The following is a 16147-nucleotide window of genomic DNA, read 5'->3' on the forward strand; positions in this document are numbered from 1 at the left end:
CGCCGCCAATTGTGTGGGGCACACTCGGCGCGAAAGCTCTATAGGGATGCTCTGCGCGCCTGATAGAGGGTCGGGCGCGCGAACACTCGACCGCCTATTCTGGCAGATTTTCGGCCCGCTCGCGGACGGGGGCGGTGCCGGGGGTACCGGCCACGCGCATCCACGGGGTTCGTTTCTCGAGTTCGGCGGCGACGGCGAGCACGAGGGCCTCGCCCGCCCCGTCGGCTGCGGGGTGCGCAACCAGCTGCACGCCGATGGGAACGGCCGCCCCGTCGTGCCAGCCGACAGGAACGACAGCGGCGGGCCAGCCGAGCAGATTCCACGGGGCGGCATACGGCGCGTAGGCGATGTTGGCGCGCATGTTGGCGATCCAGCCGCGGCGATGCCAGCCCTCGGCCTCCGGGCCAGGCTGAGCGAGCGCGGGGGTCAGCAGGATGTCAACGTCGTGCGTCGCGGCGAGCATGCGATGGCGCAGCGCCTCAACGGGTGCTCGGCGCAGCCCGCCGAGCCGCGCCAGCACCCGACCGGCCCGAATGTGCGCGCGCACGCGCGGTTCGAGGTCGCGAAGGCGCAGCCCCTCGTGTGCGGCGTCGGAGCCCGCCCCCGCGAACCAGCGTGCGAGCGCCGGCAGCGGGTTCGCCGGATACGGCAGGGCGAGGTCGACGACCTCGTGGCCCGCCTCTCTCAGCGTGCGCGCCGCGAGGTTCGCCGCGTCGCCGAACTGCGCGTCGAGTCGCGCCAGCGCGGTGGGAGTTTCCAGGGCGAGGCCGACGCGAAGCGGGCGGGACGGCGGGGCGGGCGTGGCGAGCTCGGGTCGCCCCGCCATGACCGACAACACGAGGGCGGCATCGGCCACCGTCGTCGCCACCGGGCCGTTCTCGCTCATGCCGAACCAGCTGTGCGCGCCCATCTCGGCGGGCACGAGGCCCGGGCCCGGCTTGAGTCCCACCACGCCGCAGTTGGCGGCGGGGATGCGAATCGATCCCATGCCGTCGGCCGCGTGCGCGACGGGCACCAGCCCGGCGGCAACCGCGGCCGCTGAACCGCCGGAGGACCCGCCCGACGTTCGCGCGAGATTCCAGGGGTTGCGGGTCGTGCCGTAGACCGAGTCTGTCGTGCCGAACACGCACAGCTCAGGAACCCGCGTGAGGCCCACGACAACTGCCCCCGCCGACCGCAGCCGCTCGACCACGGGGTGGTCGGCCGCCTGCGGCTCGTCACGCGTGGCGGCGCTGCCCTCGCGCATGGGCTCGCCCGCGACGGGGATGTTGTCCTTGATCGCGACGGGGACGCCCGCGAGCGGAAGCTGCTCGCCCGCGGCGACCCGAGCATCCACGACCGCTGCCTCGGCGAGCGCCCTCTCGGTGCGAACGAGCTGGAACGCGCCGACGGTCGCGTCACCAGCGGCAATGCGAGCGAGCGCCGCCGTCACCTCGGCGACCGCGGTGCTGCGACCGTCGCGCACGGCAGCGGCAATCGCCGAGGCGGTCGGGGGTGCCGTGTGGGCGTCAGTCACGTCGCTGTGCCTGGTCAGTCGCGGGGCGCGACGCTCTAGCGCCCGAGGAACTTCTGCAACGCCTCGAGCTCCTCGGGGCTGGGGGCCTGGCTACCCGCGCCCGCCCCTCCGCCGGCGAGGCCGAAGCCCGAGCCGGTCGCGGCGCCGCTCGCAGACCCGCCCTGCGCCTTCGCGGCCTCTTCGGCCGCTCGCTTCGCGGGGTTGCCTGAGCGCGAGCCCGACTTACCCTTCTTCTTCGCGGCCTTGCGGGCGCTGCGGGCGCCGGGGCCTCCGCCCATGCCGAGCGGGCCCATGCCCGGAATCTGGGGCATGCCGCCCTTGGCGACGGTCTTCATCATCTTGGCGGCCTGCTCGAAACGCTGCACGAGCTGGTTCACCTCGGTGACGGTCGTGCCGGACCCCTTGGCGATGCGCAGGCGTCGCGAGCCGTTCAGCAGCTTCGGCATGCGGCGCTCGGCGGGCGTCATCGAGCGGATGATCGCCTCGGTGCGGGTGAGCTCGGACTCGTCGAAGTTGTCGAGCTGCTCTTTCATGCCGCGGGCCCCCGGCAGCATGCCGAGCATGCCCTTGATCGAGCCCATGTTCTTCAACTGCTGCATCTGCTCGAGGAAGTCCTCGAGCGTGAAGCTGTCGGTCGCGAACTTCTCGGCCGTCTTGCGGGCCTGCTCCTCGTCGAAGGCCTTCTGCGCCTGCTCGATGAGGGTCAGGATGTCGCCGAGGTCGAGGATGCGGCTCGCCATGCGGTCGGGGTGGAACGGCTCGAAGTCGTCGAGACCCTCGCCCGTCGACGCGAACATGATCGGGCGCCCGGTGATGCTGGCGACGCTGAGCGCCGCACCACCGCGTGCGTCGCCGTCGAGCTTCGAGAGCACGACGCCGGTGAAGTCGACGCCCTCTTGAAACGCCTGGGCCGTCGCCACGGCGTCTTGACCGATCATCGCGTCGATGACGAAGAGGACCTCGTCGGGGTCGATGGCCTTGCGGATGCTCGCGGCCTGCTTCATGAGTTCGGCATCGACACCGAGGCGACCGGCTGTGTCAACGATGACGATGTCGTGTTGCTTGTCGGCGGCGACCTTCATCGCGTCTTTCGCGACCCGAACGGGGTCGCCCACGCCGTTGCCCGGCTCTGGCGCGTAGACGGTCGCGCCCGCCTGCTCGCCGACAACCTGCAGCTGTTGCACGGCGTTCGGGCGCTGCAGGTCGGCGGCCACGAGCAGCGGCGTGTGGCCGTCGCTCTTCAGCCACTTGGCAAGCTTGCCCGCCAACGTCGTCTTACCGGCGCCCTGGAGGCCGGCGAGCATGATGACGGTCGGCCCCGACTTGGCGAACTGCAGGCGGCGCTGCTCACCGCCGAGAATGGTGACGAGCTCGTCGTTGACGATCTTCACCACCTGCTGGGCGGGGTTCAGCGCCCGGTTCACCTCGTCGCCGAGAGCGCGTTCGCGCACGCGGCCCGTGAACTCTTTCACCACGGGCAGGGCGACGTCGGCGTCGAGCAGCGCGCGGCGGATCTCGCGCACGGTGCCGTCCACGTCGGCGGGGCTCAGCTTGCCCTTGGTGCGCAGCGCGCTGAAGGTCTGAGTGAGCCGGTCGGAAAGCGTGCCGAAAGTTGCCATGATGCGCCCCATTCTAGGTGGGGCGGTCTGATTGACTGGGCCGAGCATCCCGCTGAACCTGGAGGGTCACGTGCGCCGCACCGTGTTTGGTAAGTCTCCCGTGGTCGCCGAGAGCGCCTTCGTCGCCGAGACCGCGACCCTCGTCGGCGATGTTGTCGTCGACGATCGTGCCGTGATCATGTACGGCGCCGTGCTGCGCGCCGACCGCGATCGTATTCGCCTCGGGGCGCGCTCCAACCTGCAAGACAACGTGACCGTGCACGGCGACCCCGGCCACCCCACACTCGTGGGCGCGGGGGTCAGCGTCGGGCACAACGCGATGCTGCACGGCTGCACGATTGAGGACGACTGCCTCATTGGTATGAGCGCGACCCTGCTCAACGGGGCGGTCATCGGCCGCGAGTCACTGGTGGCGGCGGGCGCCGTCGTGTTGGAGGGTACGCGCGTGCCGCCGCGCTCATTGGTCGCGGGAGTTCCGGCGAAGGTGCGCCGAGAACTGACCGACGAGGAGGTCGCCCACATTCGGCGCAACGCCGAGACGTATCAGCTGCTCGCGGCGGAGCACCGCGCGGCGGCGGAACGCGACGACTAGGGCTCGCGGCGGCCTCTAGGGAACGAGACTCTGGGCGAAGACGTGGGGCGTGAAGCCCGTCAGATCAGCGATTCCCTCGCCCTGGCCGATCAGCTTGATGGGAATGCCCGTCTGCTGCTGCACGCGCAAGACGAAACCACCCTTCGCGCTGCCGTCGAGCTTTGTGATCACGAGCCCGGTGACGCCGGCGTGTTCGATGAAGGCCTGAGCCTGGGCGACACCGTTTTGTCCGGTCGTGCCATCCAGAACGAGCAGCACCTCGGCGATCGGAGCGAGCTTCTCGACCACGCGGCGCACCTTGGCGAGCTCATCCATCAGCCCCGCCTTCGTCTGCAGTCGCCCGGCGGTGTCGATGATGGCGATGTCGGTGCCGTCGGCGATGGCGCGCTCGACGGTCTGGTAGGCGACGCTCGCAGGATCTTGACCCTGCTGCTGAGGCCGCACAACGGCGGCGCCCGCGCGCTCGGCCCACGTGGCGAGCTGGTCGACGGCGGCCGCGCGGAAGGTGTCAGCGGCACCGACGACAACGCTGCGCTGATAGCCGGTCAGGAACTTGGCGAACTTGCCGATCGTGGTCGTCTTGCCCACGCCGTTGACGCCGACGACGAGCACCACCGCGGGGCGGTCGCTGAGGCGCAGGGTGGGGTCGTGGGCGGCAAGGCGCTCTTCAATCGTCTCGCGCAGCAGTCGCTTGACGTCTGCCGGATCGGTGATGCGCAGCCGGTCAACCTCAGCACGCAGGTGCTCGAGGATCTCGTCGGTGAGGTCGGGCCCGAAATCTGCGCCGATGAGGGCGGCCTCCAGGTCGTCCCACATTTCGTCGTCGACGGTCGGGGTTGAGAACAGCCCGCGGAGTGCTCCCCCGAGGCTCCAGCTGCGTTCGGCCATGCGACCCAGGCTAGTGGCGCGACGCCGGGCGATCGGTGTGCGGCCCCGGACCGACGGCGCCGACTACCCGAACCAGAGGGCGAGCTCGCGGGCTGCCGTCTCGGGCGAGTCGGAGCCGTGAACAAGGTTCTGCTGCACCTTCAGGCCCCAGTCGCGGCCGAGGTCGCCGCGGATCGTGCCCGGCGCGGCCGTCGTCGAGTCGGTCGTGCCGGCGAGCGAGCGGAACCCCTCGATCACGCGGTTGCCGGCCACGCGGGCGGCAACAACCGGGCCGGACTCCATGAACTCGATGAGCGGCTCGTAGAACGGCTTGCCCTCGTGCTCGGCGTAGTGCTGTGCGAGCAGGTCACGGTCGGCCTGCACCATGCGCAGATCGACGAGCTGGTAGCCCTTTGCCTCGATGCGGCGAAGGATTTCGCCGGTCAGGTTGCGGGCGACGCCGTCGGGCTTGATGAGGACGAGGGTCTCTTCGATGCTGGTCACGATTTAGTTCTCCTGATCGGTGGGGTGTTCGGCAAGATGGCGACGCTTCGCCTCGTCGAGCTGACGGCCGCGCACGAGGCTATAGATCCAGTAGCCGACGAAGATCGCTGCCGTGACCGCGGCGAGCGGCTCGACAAATCCCGTCGCAAGCAGCAGCACCTGCAGCGCTCCGCTATACCAGTAGCCCCACGAGTAGCGCGCCAGACGAATACCGATCGCGAGCAGCACGATCAGCACGACGCCGCCGAGGAAGGCGAGCGCGGGCGGGTCGGTCACCCGAATACCGAACAGAGCAATCGCGCCGAACAGCACGACGACGATCTCCATGCCCATCGTCGCCGTCATCAGCGACTCGGTCGCCGTTTTCTCGCGCTTCGGGCGACGGGGGGCGGCGTCTGCGGTCTCGGTCACAGTGCTCCATTGTCGCCGGAAAGGATGGAGAACGCCTGACCGACCAGCGTCACCGATCCGGTCACCAGCACTGCGCCGGTCGGCTCGCAGCTATCGCGGGCGATGGCGATCGCCTCGTCGAGTCGCGGGGCGAGCTGCACGCGATCGGGCCCGGCGATCTGCACGACAAGCTCGGCAAGCTCGTCGGCGGGAATCGCCCGTTCAGCGTCGGACTGCGACACGACGAAGCGCTCGACCACCGGATCAAGGGCGGCAATGATGCCGTGCGCGTCTTTGTCATCGAGGACGCCGACGACGGCGGTGACCGCGGTGAAGGCGAACGATCCCATCAGGGCCCGGGCGAGCGCCTCAGCGCCGTGCGGATTGTGGGCCGCGTCGACGATCACGGTCGGCTCGGTGGCGACCACCTGCAGGCGGCCAGGGCTCGTCACCTGGGCGAGGCCCTCGGCAAGTACCTCGGGGCTGAGCGGCTGCGTCCCGGCACCGAGGAACGACTCGACGGCGGCGATCGCGACCGCGGCGTTCTGCGCCTGGTGCGGCCCGAACAGGGGAAGGAGCAGCTCGTCGTACGTGCCGGCGCGACCGCGCACGGTCAGGGCCTGACCACCGACGGCGAGCCGAGCATCCGTGACCTGAAAGTCGACCCCTTCGACGATGACCGTCGCCTCGTCGAGCTCGGCAGCGCGGGTGATTTCGTCCATCGCCTCGGTCGTCTGCAGGGCGGTGACGACCTGCGCTGCCGGCTTGATGATGCCCGCCTTCGTGCGGGCGATCTCGGCGACCGTGCGGCCGAGGCGGTTCGTGTGGTCGAGCGCGATCGGGGTGAGCACGGCGACGTCGCCATCGGCGACGTTGGTCGAATCCCACTCGCCGCCCATGCCGACCTCGACGACGGCAACGTCGACGGGCGCGTCAGCGAAGCAGGCGAAGGCGAGCACCGTGAGTGCCTCGAAGTAGGTGAGTGGCTGCTCGCCGTTGGCGGTCAACTCGGCGTCGACCATCAGCAGGTAGGGCTGAATGTCGTCCCAGTTGTCGGCGAGCGCCCGGTCGCTGATCGGCTCGCCGTCGATGACGATGCGCTCGTTGACGCGCACGAGGTGCGGGCTCGTCATGAGCCCCGTGCGCAGACCGTGGGCGCGCAGGATGCTCTCGGCAATGCGACTGGTCGACGTCTTGCCGTTCGTGCCGGTGACGTGGATGATGCCGTAGCTGCGCTGCGGGTCGCCCAGCAGTTCGACGGCGCGGCGGGTCGGCTCGAGCCTCGGCTGCGGAGCGTGCTCACCGATGCGGTCGAGCAGCTCGGCATACACCCGATCGGCGTCGGCGCGGTCGGCGTCGTGCTGGTCGTCGCTCATGCATCCATCCTTTCAGGCTGTCCGGTGCTCACGCGGGTCGGATGCTCAGGCGTCGGCGGCGCGCGTGACGGCGACGCGGATGCGCCCCGCGCCGACCGGCACCGCGTCGTCGGCGGACCCGAGTTCGGCGACCGACGTCTCGAGCGCCACGGCGAGGGTTTCGCCGGCGACGAGGTCGCGGTGCGCATCGATCGCCGCCCGGGTCTCAGCGGTGTCTGCCGTCACGGTCAGGTGGATGCGGTCGCTGACCTCCAGGCCGGCGTCCTTGCGTGCCTGCTGGATGGCGCGCACGGCATCCCGCGCGAGCCCCTCGGCCTCGAGCTCGGGGGTGAGCGTCGTGTCGAGCAGGGCGAAGCCGCCGCCGGGCAGGAACGCGACAGCGGCGTTCTCGTCGGCGAGGTCGAGCTCGAGCGTGTACTCGCCCTCGACGAGCGGCACGCCGCCCACGACGACGGTCTCGCCGTCGACGCTCCAGTCGCCGGCCTTCGCGGCCTGGATCACCTGCTGCACCTGCTTGCCGATGCGGGGGCCGGCGGCGCGGGCGTTGACCGCGAGGCGGCGGGTGATGCCGTGAGCCTCGACGAGCGAGTCGTCGAACTCGACGAGGTCGACCTGCTTGACGTTCAGCTCGTCGCGCACGATGTCGGCGAACGGCTCGAGTGCGGTCACCTCGGGCGCAACCACGGTGAGGCGCGCGAGAGGCAGACGCACACGGAGGCCGCGGGCCTTGCGCAGGGCAAGGCCCGAGCTCGCCAGCTGGCGCACCCGGTCCATGGCCGCGACGAGCGCGTCGTCGGCGGGGAACTCGTCGGCCTCTGGCCAGTCGGTGAGGTGCACGCTCTCGCCGCCGGTGAGGCCACGCCAGACCTCCTCGCTCACGAGCGGGGCAAGCGGGGCGGCGACGCGGGCGAGCGTCTCGAGAACCGTGTGCAGCGTGTCGAACGCGGCACGGTCATCCCCCGACCAGAAGCGCTCGCGTGAGCGGCGCACGTACCAATTCGTCAGCACGTCGGCGAAGTCGCGCACGGCGGCCGCCGCCATCGGCGAGTCGAGGTTCTCAAGCTCTGCGGTGACCGTCTCGACGAGGCCGCGGGTCTTCGCGAGCAGGTAACGGTCGAGCACGTTGTCGGAGTCGGTGCGGCGCTGCGCATCGGTGAGACCTGCGGCGTTCGCGTAGAGCCCGTAGAAGTAGTACGTGCTCCACAGCGGCAGCAGGAACTCACGCACGCCCGCGCGGATGCCCTCCTCGGTGACGACAAGGTTGCCGCCGCGGATGACCGAGCTCGACATGAGGAACCAGCGCATCGCATCCGCGCCGTCACGATCGAACACCTCACCGACGTCGGGATAGTTGCGCAGGCTCTTCGACATCTTCTGCCCGTCGTTGCCGAGCACGATGCCGTGGCTGATGACCTTCTTGTATGCCGGGCGATCGAACAGCGCGGTGGCGAGGATGTGCATCGTGTAGAACCAGCCACGGGTCTGCCCGATGTACTCGACGATGAAGTCGGACGGATTGTGGCTGTCGAACCAGTCGGCGTTCTCGAACGGGTAGTGCACCTGCGCGAACGGCATCGAGCCCGAGTCAAACCAGACGTCGAAGACGTCCTCGATGCGGCGCATCGTCGATCGGCCGGTCGGGTCGTCGGGGTTCGGTCGGGTGAGCGAGTCGATGAACGGGCGGTGCAGGTCGACCTCGCCGTCGGCGTTGCGGGGAAGCTCGCCGAAGTCGGCCTCGAGCTCCGCGAGGGAGCCGTACACGTCGATGCGCGGGTGGTTCGGGTCGTCGCTCTTCCACACCGGGATGGGGCTGCCCCAGTATCGGTTGCGGCTGATCGACCAGTCGCGGGCGCCCTCGAGCCACTTGCCGAACTGGCCGTGCTTGACGTTGTCGGGAACCCAGGTGATCTGCTCGTTCAACTCGAGCATGCGGTCGCGGATCTCGGTAACGCGCACGAACCAGCTCGACACGGCCTTGTAGATGAGCGGGTTGCGGCAGCGCCAGCAGTGCGGGTAGCTGTGCTCGTAGCTGCGCACCTGCAGCAGGCGCCCCGCCTCACGGATGAGGCCGGTGAGCGTCTTGTTCGCCTCGAACACCTGAAGGCCGGCGACATCGCTCACCTGGTCGAGGAACTTGCCGCCGTCGTCGACCGAGATGATGACCGGGATGCCCGCTGCGGCACACACGTTCTGGTCATCTTCGCCGTACGCGGGCGCCTGGTGCACGATGCCGGTGCCCTCGCCGGTGGCGACGTACTCAGCCACCAGGATCTGCCAGGCGTTGTGCATGCCGAACGTCTCGACGTCGGCGTAATAGTCGAACAGGCGGTCGTAGTGCACGCCGTCGAGTTCGGCTCCGACCACCGTGCGGGTGACCGCGGTCTGCGCGTCGGCGGCCGACTCGTAGCCGAGGTCTTTGGCGTAGGCCGGGAGCGTGTCCGCGGCGAGGAGGTACAGCGACTCGCCCTCGACCGCGTCGTGCGCGCTTGCCGCGCCCCGTGCATCCGCCGCGCCGTTCGGGCCCGCCGGCACGATCGCGTACGTGATTTCGGGTCCGACGGCGAGCGCCGCGTTCGTCGGCAGCGTCCAGGGGGTCGTCGTCCAGGCAAGCGCCTTCACGCCGGTCAGCCCGAGCGCCTCGGCCTTCGCGCCGACGAGCGGGAAGGTGACCGTCACCGACTGGTCTTGACGCATCTGGTACACGTCGTCATCCATGCGCAGCTCGTGGTTCGACAGCGGCGTTTCGTCGCGCCAGCAGTAGGGCAGCACGCGGTAGCCCTCGTAGGCGAGACCCTTGTCGAAGAGGGTCTTGAAGGCCCACAGCACGCTCTCCATGAACGAGATGTCGAGCGTCTTGTAGTCGTTCTCGAAGTCGACCCAGCGGGCCTGGCGGGTGACGTAGTCTTCCCACTCTTTGGTGTAGACGAGCACGCTCTCGCGGGCCTTCGCGTTGAAGGCCTCGATGCCCATGGCCTCGATCTCTGCCTTCTCGGTGATGCCGAGCTGCTTCATCGCCTCGAGCTCGGCGGGCAAGCCGTGGGTGTCCCAGCCGAAGCGGCGGTGCACCTGCTTGCCGCGCATGGTCTGGAAGCGCGGGAAGAGGTCTTTCGCGTAGCCGGTCAGCAGGTGGCCGTAGTGCGGCAGGCCGTTGGCGAACGGCGGGCCGTCATAGAACACCCACTCGTCGCAGCCCTCGCGGTTCGCCACGGAGCGGCGGAACGTGTCGGTCGTTGCCCAGTAGTCGAGCACCTCGCGCTCGAGCTCGGGAAAGCGCGGGGAGGCGACGATGCCGTCGGTGTCGCGATGCAGCGGGTAGCCCATGGTGTCTCCGGTCAGTGGATGCGTCAGCTCACGTACCGCGAGGACGACCGGCCGAAAAAGGGCCCGCCGCGGTACCACCCCGCTTGCTCGCACCCCCGCCGTCGGGGACGCGCGCCTCTCACTCACCGGCTGTGACGGGCCTGACCCGCTCGGTTCTACTGGCGGCCTGGGCCGCGTTCTTCCGAGGACTCCCCGGTGATGGCCGGATCGCAGTCGATGCGCCGATTCTAGCGGGATGCGGGAATAGGCGCGGCACCGCGTACGCTCGACTACTCGTGACTGACAACGAACGTGGCAAAGCGCCCACCACGTCCCCCTCGGCGAGCACCGCGGCCCCCCGCGAGCTCGCAGCACCCTCCGACCCCCGCACCGCGCGCCGCGCGCGCTGGGCGTCGCTCGTCGGAACCTCGCTCGAGTCCTACGACTTCTACATCTACGCCTACTTCGCGGCCTTCTTCGTCGGCCCGCTCTTCTTCGACCCGCTCGGCGGGTTTGGGAGCACCCTCGCAGCGTTTCTCTCGATCGCGCTCGCCTTCGTGATTCGACCCGTCGGAGCGATCATCTTCGGCCACATCGGCGACCGCCTGGGTCGCCGGACGACCCTGATCGTCACCGTGACGCTCATGGGTGTCGCGACGGGCCTGATCGGCGTGCTGCCCACCTACGAGCAGGCCGGCTGGTTCGGCGCCGCGATTCTCATCGTGCTGCGCCTGCTGCAAGGCATCTCACTCGGCGGCGAGTGGGGCGGCGCTGTGCTCATCGCGACCGAGCACGAGAGCCGCGCGAAGCGCGCCTTCGCCGCCGCGATGCCGCAGCTCGGCTCGCCGATCGGCTCGATTCTGTCGGCCGGCGCCTTCATCTGGCTGACTCTCGCGCTCACGAACGAGCAGATCACCGAGTGGGCGTGGCGCCTGCCGTTCCTCACCGCGATTCCGCTGCTGCTCGTCTCGCTGTACCTGCGCGTCACCGTGACCGAGACCCCCGTCTTCCAGGCCGTGGCGACGACCAACAAGCGCGTGCGCGTGCCGCTCGCCGAGCTGCTGAAGCGCCAGCCGGTGACCATCCTCGTCGCCGTTGGCGTCGCCCTGCTCGGCATCGGTTCGTACTCGCTCATGAACACGTACACGATCAACTACGGCGTGACGGTGCTCGAATTCGAGTACTACGAACTCTTGATCGCCACGACCATTGGTGGCCTGCTGCAGCTCGTCACCATTCCGCTCTTCGGCGCGTGGGCGACCCGCATCGGCTCGGGCCAGGTTGTGGCGTGGGGCGCGCTCGGCACCCTGCTCGTCGCCTTCCCGGTCTACTTCTTCCTGCAGTTCGCGAGCTTCCCCGTTCTCGTGGCGATGATGGTGATCGGCGGCATCCTGCCCACCATGAGCTGGGCGGCCCTCGGCGGCATTTTCACCGAGCTGTTTGACGAGCGCTACCGCTACTCGGCGCTCGGCTTCGCCTACTCGCTGGCTGCCGTCGTGTCCGGCTTCGTGCCCGCGCTGACGCTGACGATCGGCGAGCTGTCGGGCAACGCCTGGTGGCACCCCGGCGTCGTGCTCGCCGCCATGAGCGTCATCACGCTCGTCAGCGCCCTCATCGCGATCCGGATGCGCGTGGACCGCGATGAGGACGATCCGGCCGCCACGCGCATCCCCGCGGCAGCGACAGCCGAGTAGCTCTGGCGACTAGGTGCGGAGGTCGGGGTAGCCGAAGCGCTCCCCGGCCTCCCACCGCTCGCCGACATTGCCGTAGGCCGGATAGCCGCCAGCGTCCTTCAGCAGTCGCGCCAGGTGGAGGAGATTCCACGTGAGGAACGTCGTGTTCTGGTTCGTGAAGTCGTTCTCGGGTCCCCCCGAGCCGTCGTCGAGGTAGCTCGGGCCGGGGCCGGCCTCGCCCACCCAGCCGGCGTCCGCGCCGGGCGGAATCGTGCATCCGATGTGCTGTAGCGCGAAGAGCGTCGACATGGCCACGTGCTTCAGCCCGTCCTCGTTGCCGGTGACGATCGTCGCGGCGGCCTTGCCGTAGTAGACGTATTGGCCCTTGTCGTTCGTCTCACTGCTCATGGCATCGAGGCGCTCGATGAGCCGGCGCAGCACCGAGGGCGAATCGCCGAGCCAGATGGGCGTTCCGACGACGAGGATGTCGGCAGCGGCGATCCTGGGCCACAGCTCGGGCCAGGCGTCCATCGGGAACCCGTCCTCGCGCATGTCCGGCTGCACGCCGGGGGCGATGTCGTGATCGACGAGGCGCACCATGTCGACGTCGACGCCGGCCGCGCGCATGATCGATGCGCTGCGGTCCATGAGGCCCTTCGTGTTGCTCGTTCCGGGACTCGGGGTGAGGGTGCAGTTCAGGTAGATCGCGGTCAGATCGTCGTAGCGGGCGGGGGGCTCGGGGCTGACAGACATGCGGGTCACGGTAGGCACAGCCTCGCGCCGGTAGGATGGATGCACACCTCACACTCAGGCACCTTTACCCTCTGACACGGTGCCGCCCATAGCGAAGCGAGCCCCCATGAGTACCGCCAGCCTGCCCGACAAGCCCGCCCTCGAGGGACTCGAAGCGAAGTGGGGTGAGGTGTGGGAGCGCCAGGGCACGTACCGCTTTGATCGCGCCGCCGCCGAGGCCGCTGGCAAGTCGTGCGTCTACGCCGTCGACACTCCCCCGCCGACCGCCTCGGGCTCGCTGCACATCGGCCACGTGTTCAGCTACACCCACATGGACCTCGCCGCCCGCTACCAGCGCATGCGCGGCAAGCACCTGTTCTACCCGATGGGCTGGGACGACAATGGCCTGCCCACCGAGCGTCGCGTGCAGAACTACTACGGCGTGCGCTGCGACCCGTCGCTGCCCTACGACCCCGACTTCACGCCGCCGTTTGAGGGCGGCGACAACAAGTCGTCGAAGGCCGCCGACCAAGTGCCGGTCAGCCGGCGCAACTTCATCGAGCTGTGCGAGAAGCTCACCGTCGAAGACGAGAAGCAGTTCGAAGACCTCTGGCGAGCCCTCGGCCTCAGCGTCGACTGGTCGCTCACCTACCGCACGATCGGCGACGAGGCGCAGCGCGCCGCCCAGCGCGCCTTCCTGCGCAATCTCTCGCGCGGCGAGGCGTACCAGGCCGACGCGCCCACGCTGTGGGACGTGACCTTCCGCACGGCGGTTGCCCAGGCCGAGCTCGAAGACAAAGAGATGCCCGGCGCCTACCACCGCGTCTCGTTCCACACGCCCGACGGCGGCACGATCGAGATCGAGACGACCCGGCCGGAGCTGATCGCGGCGTGCGTGGCGCTCGTCGCGCATCCCGATGACGAGCGCTACCAGCCCTACTTCGGCACGACCGTCCGCACCCCGCTGTTCGGCGTCGAGGTGCCGGTCGTCGCGCACCGGCTCGCGCAGCAAGACAAGGGCTCGGGCATCGCCATGGTCTGCACCTTCGGCGACGTGACCGACGTCATCTGGTGGCGCGAGCTCGACCTCGCGACCCGCCCGATTCTCGGCAAAGACGGCCGCATTCTCGCCGACCCGCCCCCCGGCATCGACGGCGCCGCGGCTGAGGTATACGCCGAGATCGCCGGCAAGACCGTGTTCAGCGCGAAGGCGCGCATGGTCGAGTTGCTCGCCGAATCGGGTGACCTGCATGGTGAGCCGCGAGCGATTACGCACCCCGTGAAGTTCTTCGAGAAGGGCGACAAGCCGCTCGAGATCGTCACCACCCGCCAGTGGTACATCACGAATGGCGCCCGCGACGAGGCCCTGAACGCCCGCCTCATCGAGCGCGGCACGCAGGTGGCCTTCCACCCCGACTTCATGCGTGTGCGCTACGAGAACTGGGTCGGCGGGCTGTCGGGCGACTGGCTGATCTCGCGCCAGCGCTTCTTCGGCGTGCCGATCCCCGTCTGGTACCGCCTGGACGAGCAGGGTGAGATCACGGGCGACCCGATTGTGCCGAGCGAAGACCAGCTGCCGGTCGACCCGTCGTCGATGCCCGCACCGGGCTTCGACGAGGCCCAGCGCGGGGAGCCGAACGGCTTCGTCGGCGAGGTCGACATCATGGACACCTGGGCGACCTCGAGCCTCACGCCGCAGATTGCCGGCAAGTGGGAGGACGACCCGGCGCTGTTCGACCTGGTGTTCCCCTACGACCTGCGCAGCCAGGGCCAAGACATCATTCGCACCTGGCTGTTTTCGACCGTGCTGCGCGCCGAGCTCGAACACGGCACGGTGCCGTGGACGAACGCGGGCATCTCGGGCTTCATCGTCGACCCCGACCGCAAGAAGATGTCGAAGTCGAAGGGCAACGTGGTCACCCCCGCCGCGATGCTCGAGTCCCACGGCTCCGACGCGGTGCGCTACTGGGCAGCCAGCTCGCGCCTCGGCACCGACGCGGCCTTCGACCCGCAGAACCCGAAGCAGATGAAGATCGGCCGGCGCCTCGCGATCAAGGTGCTGAACGCCGCGAAGTTCGTCTATTCGTTCCCCGCGCCGGAGGCGGCCGAGGCTGGCAGCCACGCTGTCACCGAGCCGCTCGACATCGACATGCTCGCCACCCTCTCGGAGGTCGTCGAGACGGCGACCTCCGCGTACGACGGCTATGACCACGCGCGGGCGCTCGAGGTCACCGAGCAGTTCTTCTGGACGTTCTGCGACGACTACCTCGAGCTCGTTAAGGAGCGTGCATACGGCTCGCAGGGCGAGGCCGGGCAGGCGAGCGCCGTCGCGGCCCTGCGCCTCGCGATCGACGTCATGCTGCGCCTGCTCGCGCCGGTGCTGCCGTTTGCGACCGAGGAGGTCTGGAGCTGGACGCACGACGGCAGCGTGCACACCGCCGCATGGCCGACCGTCGACGAGATCGGTGTCGAGGCACAGCACGGCGGGCTGCTCGCGCTCGTGTCGCAGGCCCTGATCGGCGTGCGCCGGGCGAAGACCGACGCGAAGGCCTCGCAGAAGACACCCGTGACCCGGGCCGTGCTCGCCGCCCCCGCGCTGCTGTCGTTCGCCGCGGACGACCTGAAGGCCGTGGGGCGCATCGCAGAGCTGGAGCTGACGGAGGCCGACGAGATCGCGGTCGTGTCGATCGAGCTGGGCGAGCTGCCGACGAGCTGACCGCCGCCTGACATCTGCTGGCGGCGGGACGCGCACCTTTGCCACACTGGTGCGATGGTGCAGGTGCGGCCGATCGACGACGGTGATCACGCGCGCTGGCGCGAACTGTTCACCGCGTACGGCGTCTTTTACGAAACCGACTTCCCGGCGAGCGTTCTCGACGGCGTGTGGGCGTGGATTCGCGACCCCGAGCATCCGCTGCTCTGTTTTGTGGCCGTCGACGATGCGGGCACGATCGTCGGATTCGCCCACGTGCGCGAGCAACCCGACACGTTCACCGCGGGGCCCGGCTGGTACCTTGACGACCTATTCACCGATCCGGATGCGCGGGGCCAAGGAATCGGAACGGCCCTGATCGCGGCGATCAGCGAGCACGCGGCCCGTCACGGCGGAGGAACCCTGCGCTGGATCACGGCGGCCGACAACGAGCGCGCCCAGCGCGTGTACGACCGGGTGGCGACACGCACCACCTGGGTCACCTACGAGAAGGAGATCTGAGCCGTGCAATTGGGTACTCGATGGGCCGTCGGCGATCCTCCCCCGGCGCAACTGACCCCCGATGTGGTCGCGGAGGTTCACCGCGTCGAGGGCGAACTGCTCGGGCTCGACACGACCCAGTGGCGGTGGACCCTGACCTGGCTCGAGGGTCGGCCGGTCGTGCAATTGGACGACGGCACAACGATCCGGGTGAGCCCGAGCGGGCAGGTTCACGTCTCGAACGAGGACGACGCCGACGAGCTCGACCGCTAGACAGACTCGCACCCCGCCTCACGCGGCGGGAGGCCCGGGGCGTATCTCCCGGCCGGTGGCGGATGCTCGGAACATCCGTTGTGTGCCACCGGTTGCTGCGCCGCGTGATGCG

At 69.3% G+C, this 16147-nt stretch carries 13 protein-coding genes; 5 read left to right on the forward strand and 8 right to left on the reverse strand.

Going from position 1 to position 16147, the window contains the following annotated elements:
• Positions 1 to 94 precede the first annotated feature (94 nt).
• Both ACK4SC_RS09005 and ffh read right to left on the reverse strand, forming a co-directional pair.
• Positions 95 to 1516: an amidase gene (locus ACK4SC_RS09005; protein WP_409617215.1), complete on the reverse strand. Its 1422-nt coding sequence runs from the start codon at positions 1514 to 1516 to the stop codon at positions 95 to 97.
• 35 nt (positions 1517 to 1551) lie between these two features.
• On the reverse strand, positions 1552 to 3135 hold the full coding sequence (ffh, locus tag ACK4SC_RS09010; RefSeq protein WP_409617217.1) for a signal recognition particle protein: 1584 nt from the start codon (positions 3133 to 3135) through the stop codon (positions 1552 to 1554).
• 31 nt (positions 3136 to 3166) lie between these two features.
• Between ffh and ACK4SC_RS09015 the strand changes: the two genes are divergently transcribed.
• Positions 3167 to 3727, forward strand: coding sequence for a gamma carbonic anhydrase family protein (locus tag ACK4SC_RS09015; protein ID WP_409617219.1), 561 nt, complete (start codon positions 3167 to 3169; stop codon positions 3725 to 3727).
• A gap of 15 nt (positions 3728 to 3742) precedes the next feature.
• Here the strand turns inward: ACK4SC_RS09015 and ftsY are convergent, their stop codons facing one another.
• The 5 genes from ftsY to ileS form a co-directional block, all read right to left on the reverse strand.
• Positions 3743 to 4615 carry a signal recognition particle-docking protein FtsY gene (gene ftsY / locus ACK4SC_RS09020; protein WP_409617221.1) on the reverse strand — a complete coding sequence of 291 codons (873 nt, stop codon included), beginning with the start codon at positions 4613 to 4615 and terminating at the stop codon, positions 3743 to 3745.
• A 63-nt stretch (positions 4616 to 4678) separates the two neighbouring features.
• Positions 4679 to 5101 carry a nucleoside-diphosphate kinase gene (gene ndk / locus ACK4SC_RS09025; protein ID WP_409617405.1) on the reverse strand — a complete coding sequence of 141 codons (423 nt, stop codon included), beginning with the start codon at positions 5099 to 5101 and terminating at the stop codon, positions 4679 to 4681.
• Positions 5102 to 5509, reverse strand: coding sequence for a DUF4233 domain-containing protein (locus ACK4SC_RS09030; RefSeq protein ID WP_409617223.1), 408 nt, complete (start codon positions 5507 to 5509; stop codon positions 5102 to 5104).
• On the reverse strand, positions 5506 to 6864 hold the full coding sequence (locus ACK4SC_RS09035; protein WP_409617225.1) for a bifunctional folylpolyglutamate synthase/dihydrofolate synthase: 1359 nt from the start codon (positions 6862 to 6864) through the stop codon (positions 5506 to 5508). Before ACK4SC_RS09035 ends, ACK4SC_RS09030 begins: the two co-directional genes overlap by 4 nt.
• Positions 6865 to 6909: 45 nt before the next feature.
• Positions 6910 to 10185: an isoleucine--tRNA ligase gene (gene ileS / locus ACK4SC_RS09040; protein ID WP_409617227.1), complete on the reverse strand. Its 3276-nt coding sequence runs from the start codon at positions 10183 to 10185 to the stop codon at positions 6910 to 6912.
• A 275-nt stretch (positions 10186 to 10460) separates the two neighbouring features.
• On the opposite strand from ileS, the gene ACK4SC_RS09045 reads away from it, so the two are divergent.
• Positions 10461 to 11858, forward strand: coding sequence for an MFS transporter (locus ACK4SC_RS09045; protein ID WP_409617229.1), 1398 nt, complete (start codon positions 10461 to 10463; stop codon positions 11856 to 11858).
• Positions 11859 to 11867: 9 nt separating this feature from the next.
• Here the strand turns inward: ACK4SC_RS09045 and ACK4SC_RS09050 are convergent, their stop codons facing one another.
• Positions 11868 to 12590 (reverse strand): flavodoxin family protein, encoded by a 723-nt coding sequence (locus tag ACK4SC_RS09050; RefSeq protein WP_409617230.1) that lies wholly within the window; start codon positions 12588 to 12590, stop codon positions 11868 to 11870.
• Positions 12591 to 12696: 106 nt separating this feature from the next.
• Here ACK4SC_RS09050 and valS point away from each other — a divergent pair, with 106 nt between their 5' ends.
• The 3 genes from valS to ACK4SC_RS09065 are packed head-to-tail and all read left to right on the forward strand — an operon-like array spanning position 12697 to position 16035.
• Positions 12697 to 15285 carry a valine--tRNA ligase gene (gene valS / locus ACK4SC_RS09055; protein ID WP_409617232.1) on the forward strand — a complete coding sequence of 863 codons (2589 nt, stop codon included), beginning with the start codon at positions 12697 to 12699 and terminating at the stop codon, positions 15283 to 15285.
• A 54-nt stretch (positions 15286 to 15339) separates the two neighbouring features.
• Positions 15340 to 15783: an N-acetyltransferase family protein gene (locus ACK4SC_RS09060; protein ID WP_409617234.1), complete on the forward strand. Its 444-nt coding sequence runs from the start codon at positions 15340 to 15342 to the stop codon at positions 15781 to 15783.
• A gap of 3 nt (positions 15784 to 15786) precedes the next feature.
• Positions 15787 to 16035: a hypothetical protein gene (locus ACK4SC_RS09065; RefSeq protein ID WP_409617236.1), complete on the forward strand. Its 249-nt coding sequence runs from the start codon at positions 15787 to 15789 to the stop codon at positions 16033 to 16035.
• Positions 16036 to 16147: the final 112 nt, after the last annotated feature.

Source organism: Microcella sp. (genome assembly GCF_046293215.1).
Classification (GTDB): domain Bacteria; phylum Actinomycetota; class Actinomycetes; order Actinomycetales; family Microbacteriaceae; genus Microcella.

Bases quoted from the DNA above. Each gene is read 5' to 3' on its own strand.
- valS (WP_409617232.1), top strand. From the start codon at position 12,697: ATGAGTACCGCCAGCCTGCCCGACAAGCCCGCCCTCGAGGGACTCGAA.
- ACK4SC_RS09035 (WP_409617225.1), bottom strand. From the start codon at position 6,864: ATGAGCGACGACCAGCACGACGCCGACCGCGCCGACGCCGATCGGGTG.
- ileS (WP_409617227.1), bottom strand. From the start codon at position 10,185: ATGGGCTACCCGCTGCATCGCGACACCGACGGCATCGTCGCCTCCCCG.
- ftsY (WP_409617221.1), bottom strand. From the start codon at position 4,615: ATGGCCGAACGCAGCTGGAGCCTCGGGGGAGCACTCCGCGGGCTGTTC.
- ffh (WP_409617217.1), bottom strand. From the start codon at position 3,135: ATGGCAACTTTCGGCACGCTTTCCGACCGGCTCACTCAGACCTTCAGC.
- ACK4SC_RS09050 (WP_409617230.1), bottom strand. From the start codon at position 12,590: ATGTCTGTCAGCCCCGAGCCCCCCGCCCGCTACGACGATCTGACCGCG.
- ACK4SC_RS09060 (WP_409617234.1), top strand. From the start codon at position 15,340: ATGGTGCAGGTGCGGCCGATCGACGACGGTGATCACGCGCGCTGGCGC.